The sequence below is a fragment of the Arthrobacter sp. P1_C12_2 genome (assembly GCF_056406415.1).
The window spans coordinates 220975-238747 of the sequence record NZ_JBFUAF010000002.1 but is presented as its reverse complement, the minus strand read 5'-3'; the positions used below and the strand labels follow the sequence as shown (position 1 = coordinate 238747).

The window sequence follows — 17773 nt, the reverse complement described above, 5'->3', positions numbered from 1 at the left end:
TCGTAGCGCCGTGCCGCTGCCGTGTCGCCGCCGCATCCGGATGTTGGGCCACCTCTTGCGCAGACGGAAGGCATAGTTCAGACTTTCATGAATTCATCAAGTCGATCCGGCCGCTTCGAGTGACTGGGATCGTTCCGGTGGATTCAGGCCGTTCCCGGTGACAAAGGCGTCGCCGGGAACAACCGGGTCCCGGCTTCCAGGAGGGTTCTATGACAGGCATGTTCGAACTGTTCACCGATTCCGATACTTCCTACCGATTTCGACTCACTGCCCCGGACGGGACCGTCATGGCCCTCTCCAAGCCCTTTCCAGACCTGCCAGCGGCGGTGGCTGGGATTGCCGCAGTACGGGAGTACGCCGGCATGGGGCTGGTGACGGAAATTCCGGCACCGCAAGCGACGCCGCAAGAGGACACACCGCTCCAGGCCATGGCGGAGACCACTCCCGTGCCGCCCGGCGTGGAGACGCGCGGGGACCGCGAGGCGCACGCCAAGGGGCCGCGTGCACGGGTGAGGCCGGCCCGGGACGGAGTGCCCAGGTCCCATGAGAGGCCGCCGCGCCTCCGCATCCCGTCCGGGGCCCGCTTCCTGGGCGGACGTGCCGTCACCCGGAACCAGCAGCTGATCGTACGCTGGCGGCAGGCGCTGGAGGCGCGAACTGCTCAGGTCGGGCTCGGCTCGTGCTGATCCTGTTCGGCGGCGGGGCACCTGCCGGCGGGCCGGGCAGGCGGGCCTGGCCATGACCGAACTGAAGGCGTTGCAGACCTACTCCAGTGCACTGCTCGCCGAGGACTGCCTCGCGGGCACCTTTCGCTACGAATTGGTGTCGGGGGAGCTGCGGTGGTCCGAGCAGATCTACCAAATCTACGGCTATCACCGGGGCCAGGTGGTGCCCACGGTGGGTGTCCTGATGCAGCACGCGCATCCCGATGACCGGAAGCGGTGCAGGGAAATCTTTGAGGATGTGTGCCGTGGCGGAGGATTTTTTGCCAACTATCACCGTCTATTCGACGCACGCCGGCGTGAACGGCGCGTCCTGACGGCGGGCGAGGGCGTGCTGGACAGCGACGGGAACCTGCGGTTCGTCGACGGATTCATCCTGGACCTCACCAGGACAGTTCAACTCGAAACAGACCGGTCCGCCCGCGAGGCCGTCGCCGGAGCCATCGGCACCCGAGGCCTTATCGAACAGGCCAAGGGCATCCTGATGGGCATTCTTCACATCGGTTCCGAGGCCGCCTTCGAACGGCTTTCCGCCTACAGTCAGCATCACAACATCAAACTGGCCCACACGGCGTCGGCAATCGTCCGGCTGGCCAACAGCACGCACGAATCCGCCACCCTCCGCGGCTTCGTCCAAGCGCTGGACGGGCGTTTCCCGGAACGCCGCGATGGTGACCGGGTACTTCATCCTTAGGGGTAACTAGGGCGAGGGGTACCTAGGGCGCCGGGCGGGTCTTTGGCCGGCCCGCCGGCGTCGTACCGGCCGAAAGCGCCGGGTTAATCCATCGGAGCGCAATAGCACACTCCGAGGCAGACCGGTCTGTACGCCCCGGGCCGGTGTAAAATTTTTTCATCATGACTGTCAACGACGCCGAGGGTCCTACACTGCTGCCCGCCACAGCCATGGCCGGACGCGATGAGCCGGTGGACCGAATCCTCGCCACCGCCTACGAGTTGTTCTCCCGCCGCGGCATCCGCGGCGTTGGGGTCAACGAGCTGATCAGCAGTTCAGGGGTCTCCAAAGCAACGTTCTACCGGCACTTTCCGTCCAAGGACGCCCTGGTGCTGGCTTTCCTGGAACTCCGCGACCAAGTGTGGACCGTGGAACTGATCGTGGCCGAGGCCAGCCGGCGGGGCAACACCCCCGAGGAAAGGCTGCTTGCCGTATTTGACGTGTTCGGTGACTGGTTCCAGCGCGAGGATTTCGAGGCGTGCGCGTTCATCAACGTCCTACTGGAGATGGGAGCCGGGCACCCTCTGGGGAAGGCGAGCATCGATTACCTCAGCCGCATCCGGGGGCATATCCAGGCTTTGGCCGAAGAAGCCGGGCTGGACCGGCCCGAAGAATTTGCCCGGTCCTGGCACATCCTGATGAAAGGCTCCATCATCTCCGCCACCGAAGGGGACACGCTGGCTTCCAAGCGCGCCCAGCAGATGGCGCGATGGCTCATCGAGCACCACCGGGGCCTCTAGCCGCTGCACCGGGGGATTGCCCCGCCTTCGATGCCAGCTCCTCTGACCCGGCACACGCCCCACCTTCCTAACAAGCCGCCCAGCACAGCGCTGCGCCATGCCCAGGCGCCGGCCCGCAAAGGTGCCGAACTCCGATCACCCAACCCCTCCGGTCGCTGAGCGCTTGCGCAATGCGTTAGTGACCACTAACGTATTAAATGTGTTGGATGCCTTGGAGATTGCTGCGGAGCCGAACCGGCGACGCCTGCTGCATCTTCTCGCCAGCCACGAACAGGCGGTCGGGGAGTTGGCCGCTCATTTCACGGTTAGCCGCTCCGCGGTGTCCCAGCATCTCCTGTTACTGGAGCAGGCCGGCCTGGTGGCTGCCCGCAAAGAGGGCCGGAACAGGTACTACAGGCTCGACCCAGGCGGCATGAGCCGGCTGCGTGCACTGGTCGAACAGTTCTGGACCTACGAACTGGATCTGCTGGCATCAGATGCGGCCGCACTCGCCGCACAGCGTCACGGCCCGCCGCTACATCACACGACCACTTCAGATACTTCGCCTCAAGACAAAGGACCACTCTCATGACGTTCGATAAAACCATTCACCTGCCCGTCGGCGCCGACGAGGCCTTTGCGCTCATCACCGAGCCGGAACGGCTTCGCCGCTGGCAAACGGTGGCGGCCCGGGTGGACCTTCGGATTGGCGGCGAATACCGCTGGACCGTCACTCCCGGCCACCACGCCGCCGGCACGTTCCAGGAGATCGAGCCGGGCAAGCGCATCGTCTTCACCTGGGGCTGGGAGTCCGGAATGGATCTGGCGCCGGGCGCTTCAACGGTGACGATCACGCTGGAGCCCGACGCCGAGGGCACCACGCTCCGCCTGGTCCATGCCGGCCTCAACGCCGAACAGGCCGCAGCACATGCCGAGGGCTGGAACCACTACCTCGACCGCCTGATCGCCGAAACCTCCTCCCCGGCCGGCGCCGGTCCGGACGAGTGGTCAGCGGCCCCGGACTCGATCGACCACATCAGCTCTGCTGAGGCATCCCTCGCCGTGCTCCTAGGCGTGCTGCGCAAGCTCACCCCGGAGGACCGGGAGAAAGCCACTCCGTGCGAAGACTTCACGGCCCACGAATTGCTGGAGCACCTGGCCGGGTCGCTGAAGCATGTCGGCGGCGCCCTCGGCGCTGACGTGACAGACGACGCCGGGGCAGGCCCGGAGGTGCGCATCGCCGGACTCGCGCAGGCCACCCTGGAGGCATTCAGCCGCCGCGGCGTCGAAGGCACCATCGACATGGGCTTCGCCGAACTGCCCGCCACCGTCGTCGCCGGGATCGTCAACCTCGAACTGCTCGTCCACGCGTGGGACTTCGCGAAGGCCACCGGCCAGGAACTTGTCGTCTCCGACGTCGTCACGGATCACGTCGAGGCCCTGGCCCTGGTGACCATCTCGGAGCAGGTCCGCGCCAGCGGCAGCTTCGCCGCGGCCCAGCCGGTCGCGGAAACCGCGGGCAGCCTGAAGCGCCTGATCGCGTTCACCGGCCGGACCGTCACCGTCTGACATTTGCCTAGCCACTACGCGTCAAACTCACCCCCAGGAAAGCAGGAACAATATGTCCAAGTTCGTCTTCATCTACCACGCCCCCATGACCCCCGCCGAGGCCGCGCCGCCCGCACCGGAGGACATGGCAGGCGCCATGGAACAGTGGAACGCGTGGGCCGCTAAAGTCGGCAACGGCCTGATCGACTTCGGAACGCCCCTGGCCAACGGTGTCCGCGTTTCTGCTGGCGGAGCCACGGCACCGAGCCAGCGCGAAGTCGCCGGGTACAGCATCATCGAGGCCGAAAGCCTTGACGCTGCCGTGGAACTCGCCAAGCAGCACCCGCACCTGAACATGCCCGGCGGCTGCGAAATCGAGGTTCACGAGGCCCAGGAGATCCCCGGAATGTAGCAGCGGCTCGACCCGATGCCCAWGGCGTGTTCGCCGCTGCTTCACGGCAGCGGCGGACACGCCTTCTGCGTCCTGGCTGTTCCGTCCGGCCGCCCCGGGGCATGGGTCACCAGCACCGCGCCGGGAACGCAACATTCGGCCACATCCGCAGGAATTCTTTCGTACGTTGCCCGACGGCGGCGCGCCGCTGGCCCCGTCACGCGCTGTCGCCGGGCGTCACCACGACGTCACAGTGACTTCACAGAGCCGGTCCGGTGAGGCGCGGACATGTCCCGGAATGGCCGCAGATGACCGCGTGAGTCTGCCCTGTTACGGACTGCTTCCCGATGCGTCCGCCTGGGTAGAGAGTGGCCTCCACGGCTGTTTTCGTCGCCGGATGACGCACGGTTTCGTCGGGTGTCGAGGCACCTGCCACGACGGATTCAACTCTGTTCTGATGGTGGACACGGTCCGGTAACCCCGGTCCGCCCTCGAATCCAGAAAGAATCCGCTATGAAAAACCGACTCTTACCCGCAGGACTTTTCCCCACCTTGGGCGTTGCAGCCGCCGTGGCGGTCTCGCTGGTGGTCTCCGGTTGCGGAGGCCCTGCGAGCGCCCAGTCCCCGGCCGGCAATACCCCCGGGACGCCCGAGGTGACCGAGCTCCGCTACGAGGGCTCGGCCAACAACGTGAGCTTGCCCGAATTGGCGGAGGACCTCGGCTACCTGGGCGACGTGAAGCTGAACTGGGTGGGCAACACCATCAGTGGACCGGCGAGCATCCAATCAGCCGCGACAGGAGCCACTGACTTCGGCGGCGCCTTCTCCGGCGCCGTGGTCAAGCTCATCGAGGCCGGAGCCCCGGTCACTGCGGTGATCAACTACTACGGCGAGGACGAGAAGACGTTCAACGGCTTCTACGTCACCCAGAGCAGCCCGATCCGGACACCGCGGGATCTGATTGGCAAGAAAGTCGCCGTCAACACCCTGGGCGCCCATGCGGACGCGGTGATCAACAGCTACCTGAAGAAGAACGGTCTGTCGCAGGAGGAGATCAAGCAGGTACAGCTCGTCGTCGTTCCGCCCAATGACACCGAGGAGGCCATCCGCCGCGGACAGGTCGACGTCGGGGCGCTCGGCGGAGTGCTGCAGGATAACGCTGTCGCCAACGGCGGCCTGCGGTCCCTGTTCAACGACTTCGAACTCTTTGGCACCTTCGCCGGCGGCCAGTACGTCCTGCGCAAGGACTTCATCGAGAAAAACCCGGAAACCTCGAGGATCTTCACCACCGGTGTGGCCAAGGCCATCGAATGGGAACGCAGTACGCCCCGCGACGAGGTGATCGCACGGTTTACGAGCATCATCGACAAGCGCCAGCGCTCCGAAAGCACCGCGGCCCTGAAGTACTGGAAGAGCGTCGGTGTCCCGTCCAAGGGCGCCATCAGCGACCAGGACTTCACCCGCTGGTCAGCGTGGCTGAATGACACCGGCATCGTCAGTGGCGACATCACCCCCTCCAAGTACTACACCAACGACTTCAACGACCTGCTGAAGGGGGCGGCATCATGACCCGGGCTACCGCTCCGACGCCGAAAATCAGCCTCCGGAACGTCGGGAAACAGTTCACCGTCCGGCCCAGCAAGGACCAGCCGGAGGGCACCACCCTGACGGCGCTGGACGGCATCACCCTGGACGTCGCCGCCGGCGAGTTCATCACTCTGGTTGGTCCGAGCGGATCCGGCAAGACCACCCTCCTGGACCTCCTTGCCGGGCTCACCCGGCCGGACACCGGCCAGGTGCTGGTGGATGGCAAGGAGGTGACGGGACCTGGCCGCGACCGTGCCGTCGTCTTTCAGCAGTACGCACTCTTCCCGTGGCGCACCGCGGCCGCCAACGTCGCCTTCGGCCTCGAAGGAACCGGCAGCGACGGGCGCCGCCTGAGCCGGAGGGAGCGTGCCGACAAGGCCCGCCAGTACTTGGAGCTCGTTGGCCTGTCCGGCTTCGAGGACCGGTATCCCCATGAGCTCTCCGGCGGCATGAAGCAGCGCGTTGCCATCGCCCGGAGCCTTGCGTACGAACCCGACGTCCTGCTCATGGATGAACCGTTCGCGGCGCTGGATGCCCAGACCCGGGAACAGCTCCAGGAGGAACTCCTGCGCATCTGGCGCTCCACGGGCAAGACCATCATCTTCATCACCCACGGCATCGACGAGGCCGTGTACCTGGGCCAGCGCGTGGCCGTGCTCAGTTCCCGCCCCGGCCGGCTCAAACAAATTGTCGACATAGACCTGGGGGAGCGGAGCGGTGATGGGGACGTTAGGTCCGACGCCGTCTTCGTCGAACACCGCCACAAGGTCTGGTCGCTGTTGCACGACGAGGTCCGGAAGGCCCAGGAAGCCGGGCACGCCAAAATCCGGCCCGATGGGTCCGCGCCCGACGAGGCGCCCCAGCTCAGCAAGGTCCAGCTCAGCAAGGGAAGGGCAGCCTGATGACCGCACCAACACTGACCAAAGACGCCGCTGCACCTGCCGCCGCGGCCGCACCCGCACCCGGCACGGCCGACGCCGGGCGGCCCTCACAGCCCGCAGGACCCAGCCGCCTTCCCGCCCTGGTCCGGTCCGGAGCCCGCAGGGCGGGGCGCGGGATCTGGGCCTCGGGCGCCATCGTGCTGTTCCTCCTGCTCTGGGAACTGGGGCCCACCTATCTCGCCTCGGCCTCGACCAGGGTATTCCTCCCGCCGCTGCACGAGGTCCTGCGGGCACTGGGCTCCCTCATCGCTAAGGGGCAACTGCAGAACCATTTGGCGGCAAGCCTGACCCGCTCCGCCAGCGGCTTCGGCATCGCCGTCGTGGCCGCCGTCGCCCTTGGCCTGCTGGTCGCCTGGTACCGGTCCCTGGACCGGTTCCTCAACCCGTTGCTGGAGGTCTTCCGGAACACGGCGGCGCTGGCCCTGCTCCCGGTCTTCACCCTCCTGCTCGGGATCGGGGAGACGTCCAAGATCAGCATCGTGGCCTATGCCGCGTTCTTCCCTGTGCTGTTGAACACCATCGCCGGCGTCAGGACCGTTGATCCGCTGCTCATCCGTGCCGCCCGCTCCCTGGGGCTCTCGAACTTCCGGCTGTTCCAGAAGGTCATCCTTCCCTCGGCGGTGCCCACCATTTTCACCGGCATCCGGATGGCGGGAACGTCCTCGATCCTGGTGCTCATCGCCGCGGAAATGGTCGGCGCCAAGGCCGGACTCGGGTACCTGATCGTCAACGCACAGTCCAGTTTCCTGATCCCGGACATGTACGCCGGGATCCTCACCGTCTCGCTGCTCGGCCTGCTGGTCAACTACCTGCTGGTCGCCGTCGAACGGCACTTCTCCCGGTGGCGGACCGCCGTCGGATCCCAGTCGAACTAACCCCACAGACCAAAGGACAAAACCACCATGTCGACAACCACCGAAACCCGGCTCGAATTCCGGAAACTCAGCGCCCGCATCGGCGCTGAGATCCGCGGCCTGGACCTCAGCAGCGACCTCAGCGACGCCACCATCGCCCAGATCCGTGCGGCCCTGAACACCCACAAGGCCCTGGTCTTCCGGGACGCCAACGTCCACGACGACGAAGCCCAGGTCCGCTTCGCCGCCCGCTTCGGCCCGCTCACCCAGGCACACCCCACCGTGGCCTCCGTCGAGGGCAAACCGGCGGTCCTGCCGGTGGACAGCGAAAACGGCAGCGCGAACAACTGGCACACCGACGTCACCTTCGTCGTGAACCCGCCGCAGGCCTCCACCCTGCGCAGCATCACCCTGCCGGCCTACGGCGGGGAGACCCTGATCGCCTCCTCGGCAGGTGCCTACCAGGACCTGCCCGAGGAACTGCGGAACTTCGCCGACACCCTGTGGGCCGTCCACACCAATGACTACGACTACTCCGTGCCGAAAAACCTCGAGCACGCCAACGCCGATGAGCGGCGGAAGGAATTCACCCGGATCCATTTCGAGACCGCCCACCCCGTGGTCCGGGTCCACCCCCTGACCGGGGAGCGCGGCCTCTTCATCGGCGGCTTCGCCCAAAGGCTGCGCATCGTGGGACTGTCCAACACCGAATCCAAGGACATCCTGCGGCTGCTGCAGGCCTACGTCACCCGCCCGGAGAACGTGGTCCGCGTCAACTGGGAACCGGACCAGCTGGTGCTCTTCGACAACCGCATCACCCAGCACTACGCCCCGGACAACTACGACGGCCAGCCCCGCCAGCTGAACCGGGTCACGGTCGCCGGCGACGTTCCCCGTGGCATCGACGGACGCCGCAGCACGTCCATCCAGGGCGATTCCTCCGTCTATTCCGAGACGGTGGAACTTCGCGCAGATGTCTCCGGAGCACCGCTGTGAGCGGGGCGCGGCAGCTGCACCTGAACGCGTTCCTCATGAGCACCGGACACCACGAAGCCTCGTGGCGGCTGCCGGAAAGCGACAGCTTCGCCGGGACGGACGTCACCCATTTCCAGCGGCTGGCCCAGACGGCGGAACGCGGAACCTTCGATTCGATCTTCTTCGCGGACTCACCGGTGCTGCACGGCGACGTCGGCCAGCGTCCTTACGGCACGCTTGAGCCGACCGTCCTGCTCGCCGCCATCGCCGCGGTTACGGAACGGATCGGGCTGATCGCGACGGCGTCCACCACCTACAACGACCCCTACAACCTGGCCCGCCGGTTCGCCTCCGTGGACCACATCAGCGGGGGCAGGACCGGATGGAACGTTGTCACCACCGCCGGGGACGCCGCCGCGCGGAACTTCTCGCTGCGGGACCAGCCGGCCCACGCGCTGCGGTACGAGCGGGCCGCGGAATTCCTCGACGTGGCCCGCAGGCTCTGGGACAGCTGGGAGGACGACGCTCCTCTCGGCGACAAGGAAGCCGGAACCTGGGGAGACAACACCCGCGTCCACCCGGTCAACCACGCCGGCACGTACTTCAGCGTCCAGGGCCCCCTGGATGTGCCACGCTCCGCCCAGGGCCACCCAGTGATTGTCCAGGCCGGCTCCTCGGAGGATGGCAAGGACTTCGCCGCCCGCTACGCCGAAGCAGTATTCACCGCCCAGCAGACCTTGCCCGACGCACAGCGCTTCTATGCCGACTTGAAGCGGCGAACCGCCGCCGCCGGCCGGGACCCGGACACGATCAAGGTGCTCCCGGGCATCGTTCCTGTCATCGGCTCCACCGAGGCCGAGGCGCGGCGGCTGGAGAAGGAACTCGACGAGCTCATCCACCCCGAGCACGCCCGAAGGCAGCTCCCCGGGGTGCTGCGGGTCTTCCCGGAATCCCTGGCCCTGGACGCCGAGCTGCCGGCAGACCTGCCCTCCGAGGACGAAATCGAGGGCGCCAAGAGCAGATACACGTTGATCGTGGACCTCGCCCGGCGCGAACGCCTGACCGTGCGCCAGCTCATCGGCAGGCTCGGCGGCGGCCGGGGACACCGCACCTTCTCCGGCACCCCCGAGCAGGTGGCCGACGCGATCCAGGAATGGTTCGTGGCCGGGGCAGCCGACGGCTTCAACATCATGCCGCCCGTGCTCCCGTCCGGCCTGGACGTCTTCGTGGACCACGTCATCCCGATCCTGCGGGACCGCGGACTCTTCCGGCGCGAATACACGGGACGGACCCTCCGCGAACACTACGGGCTGCCCCGGCCGGTCAACACCTTCGCCGCGGCTGCCCGCTCCGGCCCGGCGGACTCGAACCCGGCGCCGGCGCCCGTCGAAGCGGTCCCGCGACTCCGCTAGGCGTGAAGGACTTAGTTCACATGACGCAGGGAAGCGCGCAATGGTGTACGTTGGCTTCCCGTCAGAACTAAACATAGGAATGAGAGTCACCCCCGTGGCAACCGATTACGACGAAGTCCGATCCGACGTCAAGGAGTCGCAGGATAATTCCCTGCAGGCGCTGCAATCCGCCAACGCCCCGGATGCCCGCAGCGTTGTCCGCGAGCTGGATGAAGCTGACGCTTTTGACGATGCGATCAGCCCGGGTGGGGAGATTGTCGCCGAGGAACTCGTCGTGCAGGTCATCCCGCAGGCGCAGGACGAATTCACCTGCTACTCCTGTTTCCTGGTCCGGCACCGGTCCCAGGTTGCACGCGAAAAGAACGGCCACGCTTACTGCGTCGAATGTGAAGGCTAGGGCAATGGCCTCCCGCGTGTCCGGCGTCGGCGCGGTTTTCCGCGCCGCGCCGGATAGGCGGGCCAGCACCGTCCACGGCCGGCCCGAATAGTCCATGCTCCGTCTGAAACGCCTTGCCGTGCTCGGCCTGTTCGTATTTTGCGTCATCACCGGGTTCTTGTTTTGGGCCCTCCGGGCTTCCGGCGCGGAGACCCGCGTAGCCCTACCCGCGCCGCCCCGGGCGGACGCGAAACTCGAATCGCTGTCCGCCGGCATCACCTCCGCCGTGAACATCACCCGGAGCACGGATGCTGAGTGGCTCAGCCATGCCGCCGCGCAGACCGGCATCCCCGCCCGTGCGCTCCAGGCCTACGTGGCTGCGGCCGGCGCGGCCAACGAATCCGCTCCGGCGTGCGGGATCGGCTGGAATACGGTGGCCGGGGTCGGCTTCGTCGAATCCGGCCATGGAACCTACGGCGGCGGAAGCCTGACCACCACCGGCCAGGCGAGCGGGCCAATTGTCGGTCCAAGCCTCAACGGCGACGGTTTCGCCGCGATCCCTGATTCGGACGCCGGCGCCCTGGACGGCGACGCCCGGTGGGACCACGCCGTCGGACCCATGCAGTTCATTCCCTCCACCTGGYAACTCGCAGGCCGGGACGGGAACGGGGACGGAAAAGCCGACCCGTTCAACATCGACGACGCCGCGCTAAGTGCCGCCTCGTACCTGTGCGCCCACGGTGGTGACCTCACCACCGCCGCGGGCTGGGCCGACGCGATCTACTCCTACAACCAGTCGGATACCTACGTTGCCCACGTACGCGACCGGGCCACCGCCTACGCCGCACAGTCGGGCACTGCCGGATAGTGCCACGCTGCTATCCGTTGATAACAGGGGATAAATGCTGTCGGCTGCGGGTGATATTAGGTCACAGAATTGGGCCTTTTTGATCGGGCGTCGTCGGCCTACAGTGAGCCGAGGAAGCGGCCCGGTGCGGGGCGGCCCGGCACCACGGAGGTTCTCCATGACAACCCACGTCGCTGACTCCTGAACCGTCCGGATAAGCACCTTGACCAGTTCTAGGAGGAGCTGTGAACTTGCAGAATTCCGTAGTCAACGCCATAGAACGCTTCGACCGGCTGGACGGAGTGGCCTCGTCTCTGTCCAGGATCGTAGGACAAGCGGTTCAGGCGCGCCCGATCCGAAATTTCCTGAGCGGCACCTACATCGGCCATCCGCTTCACCCGGTGCTCACCGATCTGCCTATTGGGGCCTGGAGCATGGCTGCACTTCTGGACACTTTCGGAGGCACGGAGTCAGAGCGGGCCGCCGACATGCTGGTGTGCGTTGGTATCGCCACGGCGGTCCCCACTGCCGCTGCCGGGCTGAACGACTGGTCCGACACCCAGGGGAAGTCAAGAAGAACGGGTCTCGTTCACGGCGCAGCCAACGCCACAGCCCTCTGTCTCCACACCGCGTCGGCCGTGGCCCGTGCTACTGGACATCGCGGCCTCGGGAAGGCCTTGGGGAAGACGGGCCTTGGCTTCCTGATGTTCGGGGGCTTTTTGGGCGGACACCTCACCTATACCAACGCCGTGAACGTCAACAAAACGGCGGACCGGAACGGTCCTTCGGAATGGCAGCCGGTGCTAGGCGAGGGCGAGTTGCCCGACGGCGAGCGCCGCAAGGTTGAGGTTGGGAACGTGTCCCTGCTGCTGCACCGCTCTGGTGCGATGCTCTACGCCGTGGACAGCGTGTGCAGCCACATGGGCGGCCCCCTTGACCAAGGAGAAATCGCCGATGGCTGCGTCACGTGCCCCTGGCACGGCAGCACCTTCCGGCTCGAGGACGGGAACATTGTCCGGGGACCCGCATCGCACCCACAGCCTGCCTACGAGGCCCGGGTCAACGAGGGCCAGATCGAGGTACGCCGGCGTCGCCAGTAGCCGGCTTCCGCGTCGCCGGTTCTTCGCTGCACCGACGCCGGTGTGCTGGGTTCTTGGAGGCCTGCTGTGATTCGGCTGGACCGTTGGGACCCTGGGTCTGTGGGCTACAGTCGGCGCGTCCTCCGCGCTCGGATGCATTGCCGTCAGAAAGAACGTCGATCTGGCGCAGCTACTGCCACACCACTAGCGGCCCCGTTCCCGTGCAGACGGCAGCCCTTGCTCTATTTGAAGTCGCACAGGCAGCCAGCACTGTAGGCAGAACTAGTCTTGGCTCCTGATGGAGCCGGGTACCGCCGTCGAGCTGGGGCCAACAAGGCTGACATAGTCATGCGTAGAATCGGCCGTTTCGTAACCGCGGTTTAGTGGCCCGTCCGCCCGCAGGGCAGAATGGCAGGCATGACCTTTACGACGTTCGCCCTTGTCCGCCATGGCCAGACGGACTGGAACGCGGAGCGCCGGCTGCAGGGATCCACCGACATTCCGCTGAACGACGTCGGCCGCGGCCAGGCGCGCGACGCCGTCGCCGCCCTGTCTGCCTATGAGTGGGACGCGATCGTGTCCTCGCCGCTGAGCCGTGCCGCGGAAACTGCCGACCTGATTGCCGCCGGGCTGGGGCTCAGCGTAGCCCGGCGCGTGCCGGAGCTCACCGAGCGCAGCTTCGGACTCGCGGAGGGCCTTCAGGCCAGCCCTGAGCTGGATGCACTGCGCACCCCCAGTGGTTTCCACGGCGCGGAAGGAGAGGACGAGGCAGCCGCCCGCGGTTTGGCCGCGCTGGAAGCGCTGGCCGAGGAGTTCCGCGGCCGCCGCGTCCTGGCCGTCGCCCACGGCACGCTCCTGCGCGTGAGCCTCAGCCGCGCCATTGGCCGAACCCTGGAAAGCATCGACAACGCCGTGCTCAACCTGGCCCACCACCATGCCGTCGACGGCTGGCAGCTCGAATACTTCAACGGCGAGCGCGTAATGGCTGCCGTCTAGGTCAGGCTCCCCACTGTCAGGGGCGTGTAGTCGGCGCGGGCTCGGAACGCGCACGGGACGCATACGTTTCCGCTACCAGGCCTTCGCTTGAAGCGACGTGGGTCTGCATCCCGGGAATTGCATCCGTGTTCTGCGCACTTACCGCGAGCCACTGTCCGCCGTCTTGCCGGACCGTCGTGAAGCTGATGACGCCTTGCCTGGTCCCCGCTCTTTCCCCGGCGGGGGTGATCTGGCCGTTCATGGTCCAACCCGCGTGAACCACGGCCACGTCGGGCCCGAGCTCGCGGACCGTGACGCGGTCCAGCACCATGACAGTGTCCGGAAACATGTGCCGGAAGCCGTAGGCATGGTTGTCCCGGATCTGCTCACGGGTGTTCCACCATAGGCCAACAACATTGACGAAGTCGGCGTCCTCAGTGAAAGCGCCGCCAAGGCCACCGGATCCGCAGCGTTCCATGCGGCGGCGAACGCGTCAGCGATGCCCCGTGGGCTGGATGGCATTGGATACGGCCTTTCGCGTCACTGCGGTCAGGAAATCTGCAGTCCTCCGTTGATGTCATACGTCGCGGCCGTGATGAATCCGGCGTCCTCGCCCATCAGGAACACCATCAGCGCGGCGATGTCGCGCACGGTTCCCACCCGGCCCACCAGGATGTCGGCTGACATTGCGGCCTTCCGCTCTTCCGTCAGTGTTCCGCCCATGATGTCAGTGTCCACGGGACCTGGAGCCACACAGTTGACCGTGATTCCGTGCTGTCCCATTTCCCGGGCCAGAGCCCTGGTGAAGCCGATGATGGCAGCCTTCGAAGCACTGTAAGCCACCTTGGAGTAGGTCCCGCCTCCACGCTGGGCGGAGATGGACGAGACGCTCACGATCCTGCCTAGCTTCCGCTCGATCATGCCCCGAAGCACCCGCTGCGTGACCAGGAACGTGCCAGTCATGTTGATCTTGAACACCCGCTCCCAGGCCTCGAGGGTCTCGTCCATGAACTCCGTGGGTGAGCTGATGCCTGCCAGGTTGGCCAGGCCAATGATCGGCGGCAGCGTCGATTCGACCTCGTCGATGGCAGCGTTGACGGCTGCAGGATTGGACACGTCCGCGCCCACCCCGACCGCCTGGACGCCGTAGATGTCGGTGATTTCCGCCGCCGCCTTCCGCGCCGCGTCGCCGTCGACATCCAGAATCGCAACCGCCCAGCCTCCGCTGGCGAGCAATTCCGCCGTCGCCCGTCCGATGCCGCGGGGAGAGGCGGCGCCCGTCAGCACCGCGGTCCGCCCGGACGGAAACGCTTGTTGCTGGGTCATGTCCCTTAGCCCCTTGTCGCCTGATGGTCAGTTCTGGATGTCGAAGTCGTCGGAAGCTACAGCCTCCTCACCAACTGTGGCCGGCGTACCCGTCCCTCCGGGCGCTTGCGTGCGTAGAGATAGGTGGCCACGGCCGTGATGGCGAGGCAGGCCGACAGGAACACGAGGCCGGAACGGTTGTCTCCCGTGGCGTCATTGAACAGCCCCACGGCGTAGGGAGCCACGAACCCGCCCAGATTACCGAGCGAATTCACCATCGCCAGCCCGGCTGCGGCCGCAGCGCCGACCAAGGCAGTCGCGGGCATGGCCAGGAACGGGGCAATAGCGGAGTAAATACCCATGGCCGCAAGCGTCAGGGCCAACAGTGCCAGGACGGCGTTGACCTCGACCAGGTAGCCGGCAGCCAAGAGGCCAATGGCCGCCATGACCATGCTGATGGTCGCATGCAGAACCCGGTTTCCGGTACGGTCCGAGCGCTTACCCCAGAAGTACACGAAAACCGCCGCAACCGTGTAGGGAATGGCAACGATCAGACCGACCTGCGCGGTGCTGAAGTCGCCCAGTGCGGCAACGATCGTCGGCATCCACAGCCCGAGGCCGTAGATACCGCAGACCAGCCCGAAGTACAGCGCTGAGTAGGCAATGGTCCGCGGGTCCTTGAGGCCGGCCAGGAAGTGATGCGGCCGCCCCTTCTGGTGTCGGGCAAGCTCCTCGTCCATGGTCGTAGTCAGCCATTCGCGCTCATCGTCAGCCAGCCAATGCGCCTGGCTGGGGCGGTCGGTCATCAGGATCGGGGTCAGAATCCCGAGGATAATAGCCGGGATGCCCTCAATGATGTAAAGCCACTGCCACCCCTGCAGGCCCCAGATGCCATCCATCTGCAGCAGCAGGCCCGACACCGGTGCGCCGAGGGCGTTGGATACGGGCTGCGCCAGGATGAAGATGCCCAGCACCGTGACACGCTGGGCAGACGGGAACCAGAGCGTCAGGTAGAACAAGATGGCCGGGAAAAACCCTGCCTCGGCCGCACCCAGCAGGAACCGGACGATGTAAAAGCTGGTCGCGCCGTTCACCAGGCACATCGCCGTGGCGAAAATGCCCCATGAGATAAGGATCCGGGCGATCCATTTGCGGGCGCCAAACCTGTACATGCCGGCGTTGCTCGGGATTTCCAGCAGCGCGTAGCCGAGGAAGAAGATGCCTGCGCCGAGGCCATAGGCCGATGCACTCAGGCCAATGTCCTCGCTCATGGTCAGCTTCGCGAAGCCGACATTGTTCCGGTCCAGATATGCAACGAAGTAGAGCAGGACGATCAGCGGCATGATGCGGCGGCGCGCCCTGCGCAGAGTGCGCTGGCCGAGCTCGTCGAGTTGATTAGCAGGATTCATGGAAGTCATGATGCACCTCGCTGACAGAAACGAGCCCGCCGGGTTCCTCAGCGGAACAGTTCATGTTTACCACTCTGTGGCCCAACAGTCACCAGACTTATTACACCCAGACGTGCCCGGTTGGGCCGCGAGGCCGGCCCGATGGGCCGGCCTCGTGGGTGTCAACGCCGACCAGCATGATCCTTCGCCCAATCGCGGAAGGGCCCGCTCCGGTCAGGGCAGCCGGACAGGCTTCAACTCGTCGAAGCGGTCGCCCGGTCCCGGGTTCTCCGGATGGGTCTTGCCGCCGAGTTGCGTCATGACGCCCCACACCGCGTTCAGGCCAGTGGTCACAGCCCCGTCGGCCCAGCCGCCGGTCCAGGAGACACCGTCACCCGCAAGGTAGATCCCGCGGTGCGCCGCATCCATTCCGTCCTGCATGAAGTGCGTGTACAGCCGTTCCTGGTAGCGGTAGTGACCGGGAAGGTTGTCGCTGAAAGCGCCCATGAAGTTGGGGTCGTCCTCCCAGGAGACCGTAATGGGGTCACCGACGATGTGCGAGGCGATGTCCACGGTGGGGTAGATCTGCTTCAGGGAGTGCAGCATGAGCCGGACCCGTTCGTCGGCGTCCAGCGGCAGCCACTTCAGGGCATCATCGTTCCACGTGTAGGACAGGCAGATCAGGGCAGGCTGGTCCGGGCCGTTGTCCAGCAGGTAGGTTCCGCGGGTGAGACGGTCGGTGAGCGTGGTGCTCATGACCTGGCGGCCGGTCTGCGGGTCGATGTCCTTCCAGAACGGCCGGTCGACGACGACGAACGTCTTGGAGGACTGCATGTAGTGGCTGCGCTCGATCGCGGTCCAGAGTTTGTGGCTGAAGAGCGATTCGTCGACGTCGATCCGCGCCGAGAGCAGCCAGCTCTGGCACGTCGCAATGACGGCCGCGTACTGCCGTGACTGTCCCCATTTGTCGGTGACGGCGATGGGTTCCTGGCTGCCAGCCGTTCCGCGGTCATTGCCGGGCACCCGCCGGATGGCGGCGACGCCGGGCCGCGGGTGGCCGCCATGCAGGGAGGCCAGGCTGGTGCCCTCCGGCCAGTGCGCCAGGCCCGGCGGGGCATAGTTCCAGAGCCGTTCGGGCAGGAGCTGGGCGCCGCCGATGATCCGGTGCTGGTCGGCGTCGGCATCCACGTACACGACCCGGAGGATCTCCAGGATGCTGTCCGGGAAATTGGTGTCCCAGCCGCCCGTCCCGAACCCGACCTGTCCGAAGGCCTCCCGGTATTCGAACGGCAGGGAGGAGAACGCCTTCGAAGCGGCCAGATAGCCCGAGAAGGAGGTGTCATCGAAGCGCGGAACCAGCTCGTTCCAGAGCTTCTTGATGGTGGCCAGGTCGCGGGTGCGGATGGCCTCCTGCATGGCGCTGAAGTGGGCGCGTTCCTCCAGACAGTCGTCCCAGGCATTGGAGACTTCCCCGAAGAAGCCGGGAAGGTCGGCGGGTGTCTCGGCGTAGTGGGCCTGGCCGCCGAGCTCGATCACCGTGCTACCGGCTGCGGGGGTCAGCGGGTTGGGAAACGGCTGGGTTTCGATGCCGACGAGGTCCGCGTAGTGGAAGAACGAGGCACCGGACTTCGGGAAGCGCATTCCGCCGAGGTCAGCGACGGGGCCGGACTGGCCCGGCTGGGTTCCTCCGCGAAGGCGTCCGCCGATCCGGGAGGACTCGTACACAACGGGCTTGAGCCCCATCTTCATGAGTTCGTAGGCGGCGACGAGTCCCGACATCCCGGCACCCACCACGGCCACTTCCGTGCCATACATGTCGGCCGGGACGGAGCCGATTCCCGCCGTATGGGTGATGAAGTCGTCGTAGGGGAACGGGAAATCGGGGATGAGCATGCTCAGGTTTGCAGTCGGCGTGCTGGTG

General features: G+C 66.2%; 19 protein-coding genes. 15 read left to right on the top strand and 4 right to left on the bottom strand.

Annotation, left to right across the window (positions count from 1 at the left end):
* The first annotated feature begins 209 nt into the window (after window positions 1-209).
* From AC1DZQ_RS03745 to AC1DZQ_RS03675, 15 genes are all read left to right on the top strand, one after another.
* Window positions 210-686 carry a YegP family protein gene (locus tag AC1DZQ_RS03745; protein WP_476962225.1) on the top strand — a complete coding sequence of 159 codons (477 nt, stop codon included), beginning with the start codon at window positions 210-212 and terminating at the stop codon, window positions 684-686.
* 52 nt (window positions 687-738) lie between these two features.
* Window positions 739-1416, top strand: a complete 678-nt coding sequence (locus AC1DZQ_RS03740; protein ID WP_476962224.1) for a PAS and ANTAR domain-containing protein — start codon at window positions 739-741, stop codon at window positions 1414-1416.
* Window positions 1417-1577: 161 nt separating this feature from the next.
* Complete coding sequence (locus tag AC1DZQ_RS03735) at window positions 1578-2195, top strand: TetR/AcrR family transcriptional regulator (protein WP_476962223.1); 618 nt, start codon at window positions 1578-1580, stop codon at window positions 2193-2195.
* Between the two features lie 178 nt (window positions 2196-2373).
* Window positions 2374-2766, top strand: coding sequence for an ArsR/SmtB family transcription factor (locus tag AC1DZQ_RS03730; RefSeq protein WP_476962222.1), 393 nt, complete (start codon window positions 2374-2376; stop codon window positions 2764-2766).
* Entirely contained in the window at window positions 2763-3743 is a 981-nt protein-coding gene (locus AC1DZQ_RS03725) for a TIGR03086 family metal-binding protein (RefSeq protein WP_476962221.1), read from the top strand. Before AC1DZQ_RS03730 ends, AC1DZQ_RS03725 begins: the two co-directional genes overlap by 4 nt.
* 52 nt (window positions 3744-3795) lie before the next feature.
* Window positions 3796-4134 carry a YciI family protein gene (locus AC1DZQ_RS03720; RefSeq protein ID WP_476962220.1) on the top strand — a complete coding sequence of 113 codons (339 nt, stop codon included), beginning with the start codon at window positions 3796-3798 and terminating at the stop codon, window positions 4132-4134.
* 492 nt (window positions 4135-4626) lie between these two features.
* Window positions 4627-5682 carry an ABC transporter substrate-binding protein gene (locus tag AC1DZQ_RS03715; RefSeq protein WP_476962219.1) on the top strand — a complete coding sequence of 352 codons (1056 nt, stop codon included), beginning with the start codon at window positions 4627-4629 and terminating at the stop codon, window positions 5680-5682.
* Window positions 5679-6602, top strand: coding sequence for an ABC transporter ATP-binding protein (locus tag AC1DZQ_RS03710; protein ID WP_476962218.1), 924 nt, complete (start codon window positions 5679-5681; stop codon window positions 6600-6602). Before AC1DZQ_RS03715 ends, AC1DZQ_RS03710 begins: the two co-directional genes overlap by 4 nt.
* Complete coding sequence (locus tag AC1DZQ_RS03705; RefSeq protein WP_476962217.1) at window positions 6602-7516, top strand: ABC transporter permease; 915 nt, start codon at window positions 6602-6604, stop codon at window positions 7514-7516. Before AC1DZQ_RS03710 ends, AC1DZQ_RS03705 begins: the two co-directional genes overlap by 1 nt.
* Window positions 7517-7543: 27 nt before the next feature.
* Window positions 7544-8491 (top strand): TauD/TfdA dioxygenase family protein, encoded by a 948-nt coding sequence (locus AC1DZQ_RS03700; protein ID WP_476962216.1) that lies wholly within the window; start codon window positions 7544-7546, stop codon window positions 8489-8491.
* Window positions 8488-9882 carry an LLM class flavin-dependent oxidoreductase gene (locus AC1DZQ_RS03695; protein WP_476962215.1) on the top strand — a complete coding sequence of 465 codons (1395 nt, stop codon included), beginning with the start codon at window positions 8488-8490 and terminating at the stop codon, window positions 9880-9882. Before AC1DZQ_RS03700 ends, AC1DZQ_RS03695 begins: the two co-directional genes overlap by 4 nt.
* A gap of 94 nt (window positions 9883-9976) precedes the next feature.
* The gene (locus tag AC1DZQ_RS03690) at window positions 9977-10279 is read left to right on the top strand and encodes a DUF4193 domain-containing protein (protein WP_018772836.1); all 303 of its coding nucleotides are present in this window, start codon (window positions 9977-9979) and stop codon (window positions 10277-10279) included.
* A gap of 94 nt (window positions 10280-10373) precedes the next feature.
* A complete protein-coding gene (locus AC1DZQ_RS03685) occupies window positions 10374-11126 on the top strand; it encodes a lytic transglycosylase domain-containing protein (protein ID WP_476962214.1) in 753 nt (250 codons plus the stop codon).
* A gap of 224 nt (window positions 11127-11350) precedes the next feature.
* Window positions 11351-12205: a Rieske (2Fe-2S) protein gene (locus tag AC1DZQ_RS03680; protein ID WP_476962213.1), complete on the top strand. Its 855-nt coding sequence runs from the start codon at window positions 11351-11353 to the stop codon at window positions 12203-12205.
* 396 nt (window positions 12206-12601) lie between these two features.
* Window positions 12602-13180, top strand: a complete 579-nt coding sequence (locus tag AC1DZQ_RS03675; RefSeq protein WP_476962212.1) for a histidine phosphatase family protein — start codon at window positions 12602-12604, stop codon at window positions 13178-13180.
* A 16-nt stretch (window positions 13181-13196) separates the two neighbouring features.
* Here the strand turns inward: AC1DZQ_RS03675 and AC1DZQ_RS03670 are convergent, their stop codons facing one another.
* The 4 genes from AC1DZQ_RS03670 to AC1DZQ_RS03655 form a co-directional block, all read right to left on the bottom strand.
* A complete protein-coding gene (locus AC1DZQ_RS03670; RefSeq protein ID WP_476962211.1) occupies window positions 13197-13637 on the bottom strand; it encodes an SgcJ/EcaC family oxidoreductase in 441 nt (146 codons plus the stop codon).
* Window positions 13638-13708: 71 nt separating this feature from the next.
* Window positions 13709-14485: an SDR family NAD(P)-dependent oxidoreductase gene (locus tag AC1DZQ_RS03665; RefSeq protein WP_476962210.1), complete on the bottom strand. Its 777-nt coding sequence runs from the start codon at window positions 14483-14485 to the stop codon at window positions 13709-13711.
* A 56-nt stretch (window positions 14486-14541) separates the two neighbouring features.
* On the bottom strand, window positions 14542-15873 hold the full coding sequence (locus AC1DZQ_RS03660; protein ID WP_476962209.1) for an MFS transporter: 1332 nt from the start codon (window positions 15871-15873) through the stop codon (window positions 14542-14544).
* Between the two features lie 213 nt (window positions 15874-16086).
* Window positions 16087-17745, bottom strand: a complete 1659-nt coding sequence (locus tag AC1DZQ_RS03655; RefSeq protein ID WP_476962413.1) for a flavin monoamine oxidase family protein — start codon at window positions 17743-17745, stop codon at window positions 16087-16089.
* Window positions 17746-17773 lie beyond the last annotated feature (28 nt).

Coding starts and splice junctions, on each gene's coding strand:
- AC1DZQ_RS03715 (WP_476962219.1), top strand. CDS start 4,627: ATGAAAAACCGACTCTTACCCGCAGGACTTTTCCCCACCTTGGGCGTT.
- AC1DZQ_RS03665 (WP_476962210.1), bottom strand. CDS start 14,485: ATGACCCAGCAACAAGCGTTTCCGTCCGGGCGGACCGCGGTGCTGACG.
- AC1DZQ_RS03725 (WP_476962221.1), top strand. CDS start 2,763: ATGACGTTCGATAAAACCATTCACCTGCCCGTCGGCGCCGACGAGGCC.
- AC1DZQ_RS03740 (WP_476962224.1), top strand. CDS start 739: ATGACCGAACTGAAGGCGTTGCAGACCTACTCCAGTGCACTGCTCGCC.
- AC1DZQ_RS03675 (WP_476962212.1), top strand. CDS start 12,602: ATGACCTTTACGACGTTCGCCCTTGTCCGCCATGGCCAGACGGACTGG.
- AC1DZQ_RS03705 (WP_476962217.1), top strand. CDS start 6,602: ATGACCGCACCAACACTGACCAAAGACGCCGCTGCACCTGCCGCCGCG.
- AC1DZQ_RS03720 (WP_476962220.1), top strand. CDS start 3,796: ATGTCCAAGTTCGTCTTCATCTACCACGCCCCCATGACCCCCGCCGAG.
- AC1DZQ_RS03735 (WP_476962223.1), top strand. CDS start 1,578: ATGACTGTCAACGACGCCGAGGGTCCTACACTGCTGCCCGCCACAGCC.
- AC1DZQ_RS03660 (WP_476962209.1), bottom strand. CDS start 15,873: ATGAATCCTGCTAATCAACTCGACGAGCTCGGCCAGCGCACTCTGCGC.
- AC1DZQ_RS03745 (WP_476962225.1), top strand. CDS start 210: ATGACAGGCATGTTCGAACTGTTCACCGATTCCGATACTTCCTACCGA.
- AC1DZQ_RS03670 (WP_476962211.1), bottom strand. CDS start 13,637: ATGGAACGCTGCGGATCCGGTGGCCTTGGCGGCGCTTTCACTGAGGAC.
- AC1DZQ_RS03710 (WP_476962218.1), top strand. CDS start 5,679: ATGACCCGGGCTACCGCTCCGACGCCGAAAATCAGCCTCCGGAACGTC.
- AC1DZQ_RS03655 (WP_476962413.1), bottom strand. CDS start 17,745: ATGCTCATCCCCGATTTCCCGTTCCCCTACGACGACTTCATCACCCAT.
- AC1DZQ_RS03700 (WP_476962216.1), top strand. CDS start 7,544: ATGTCGACAACCACCGAAACCCGGCTCGAATTCCGGAAACTCAGCGCC.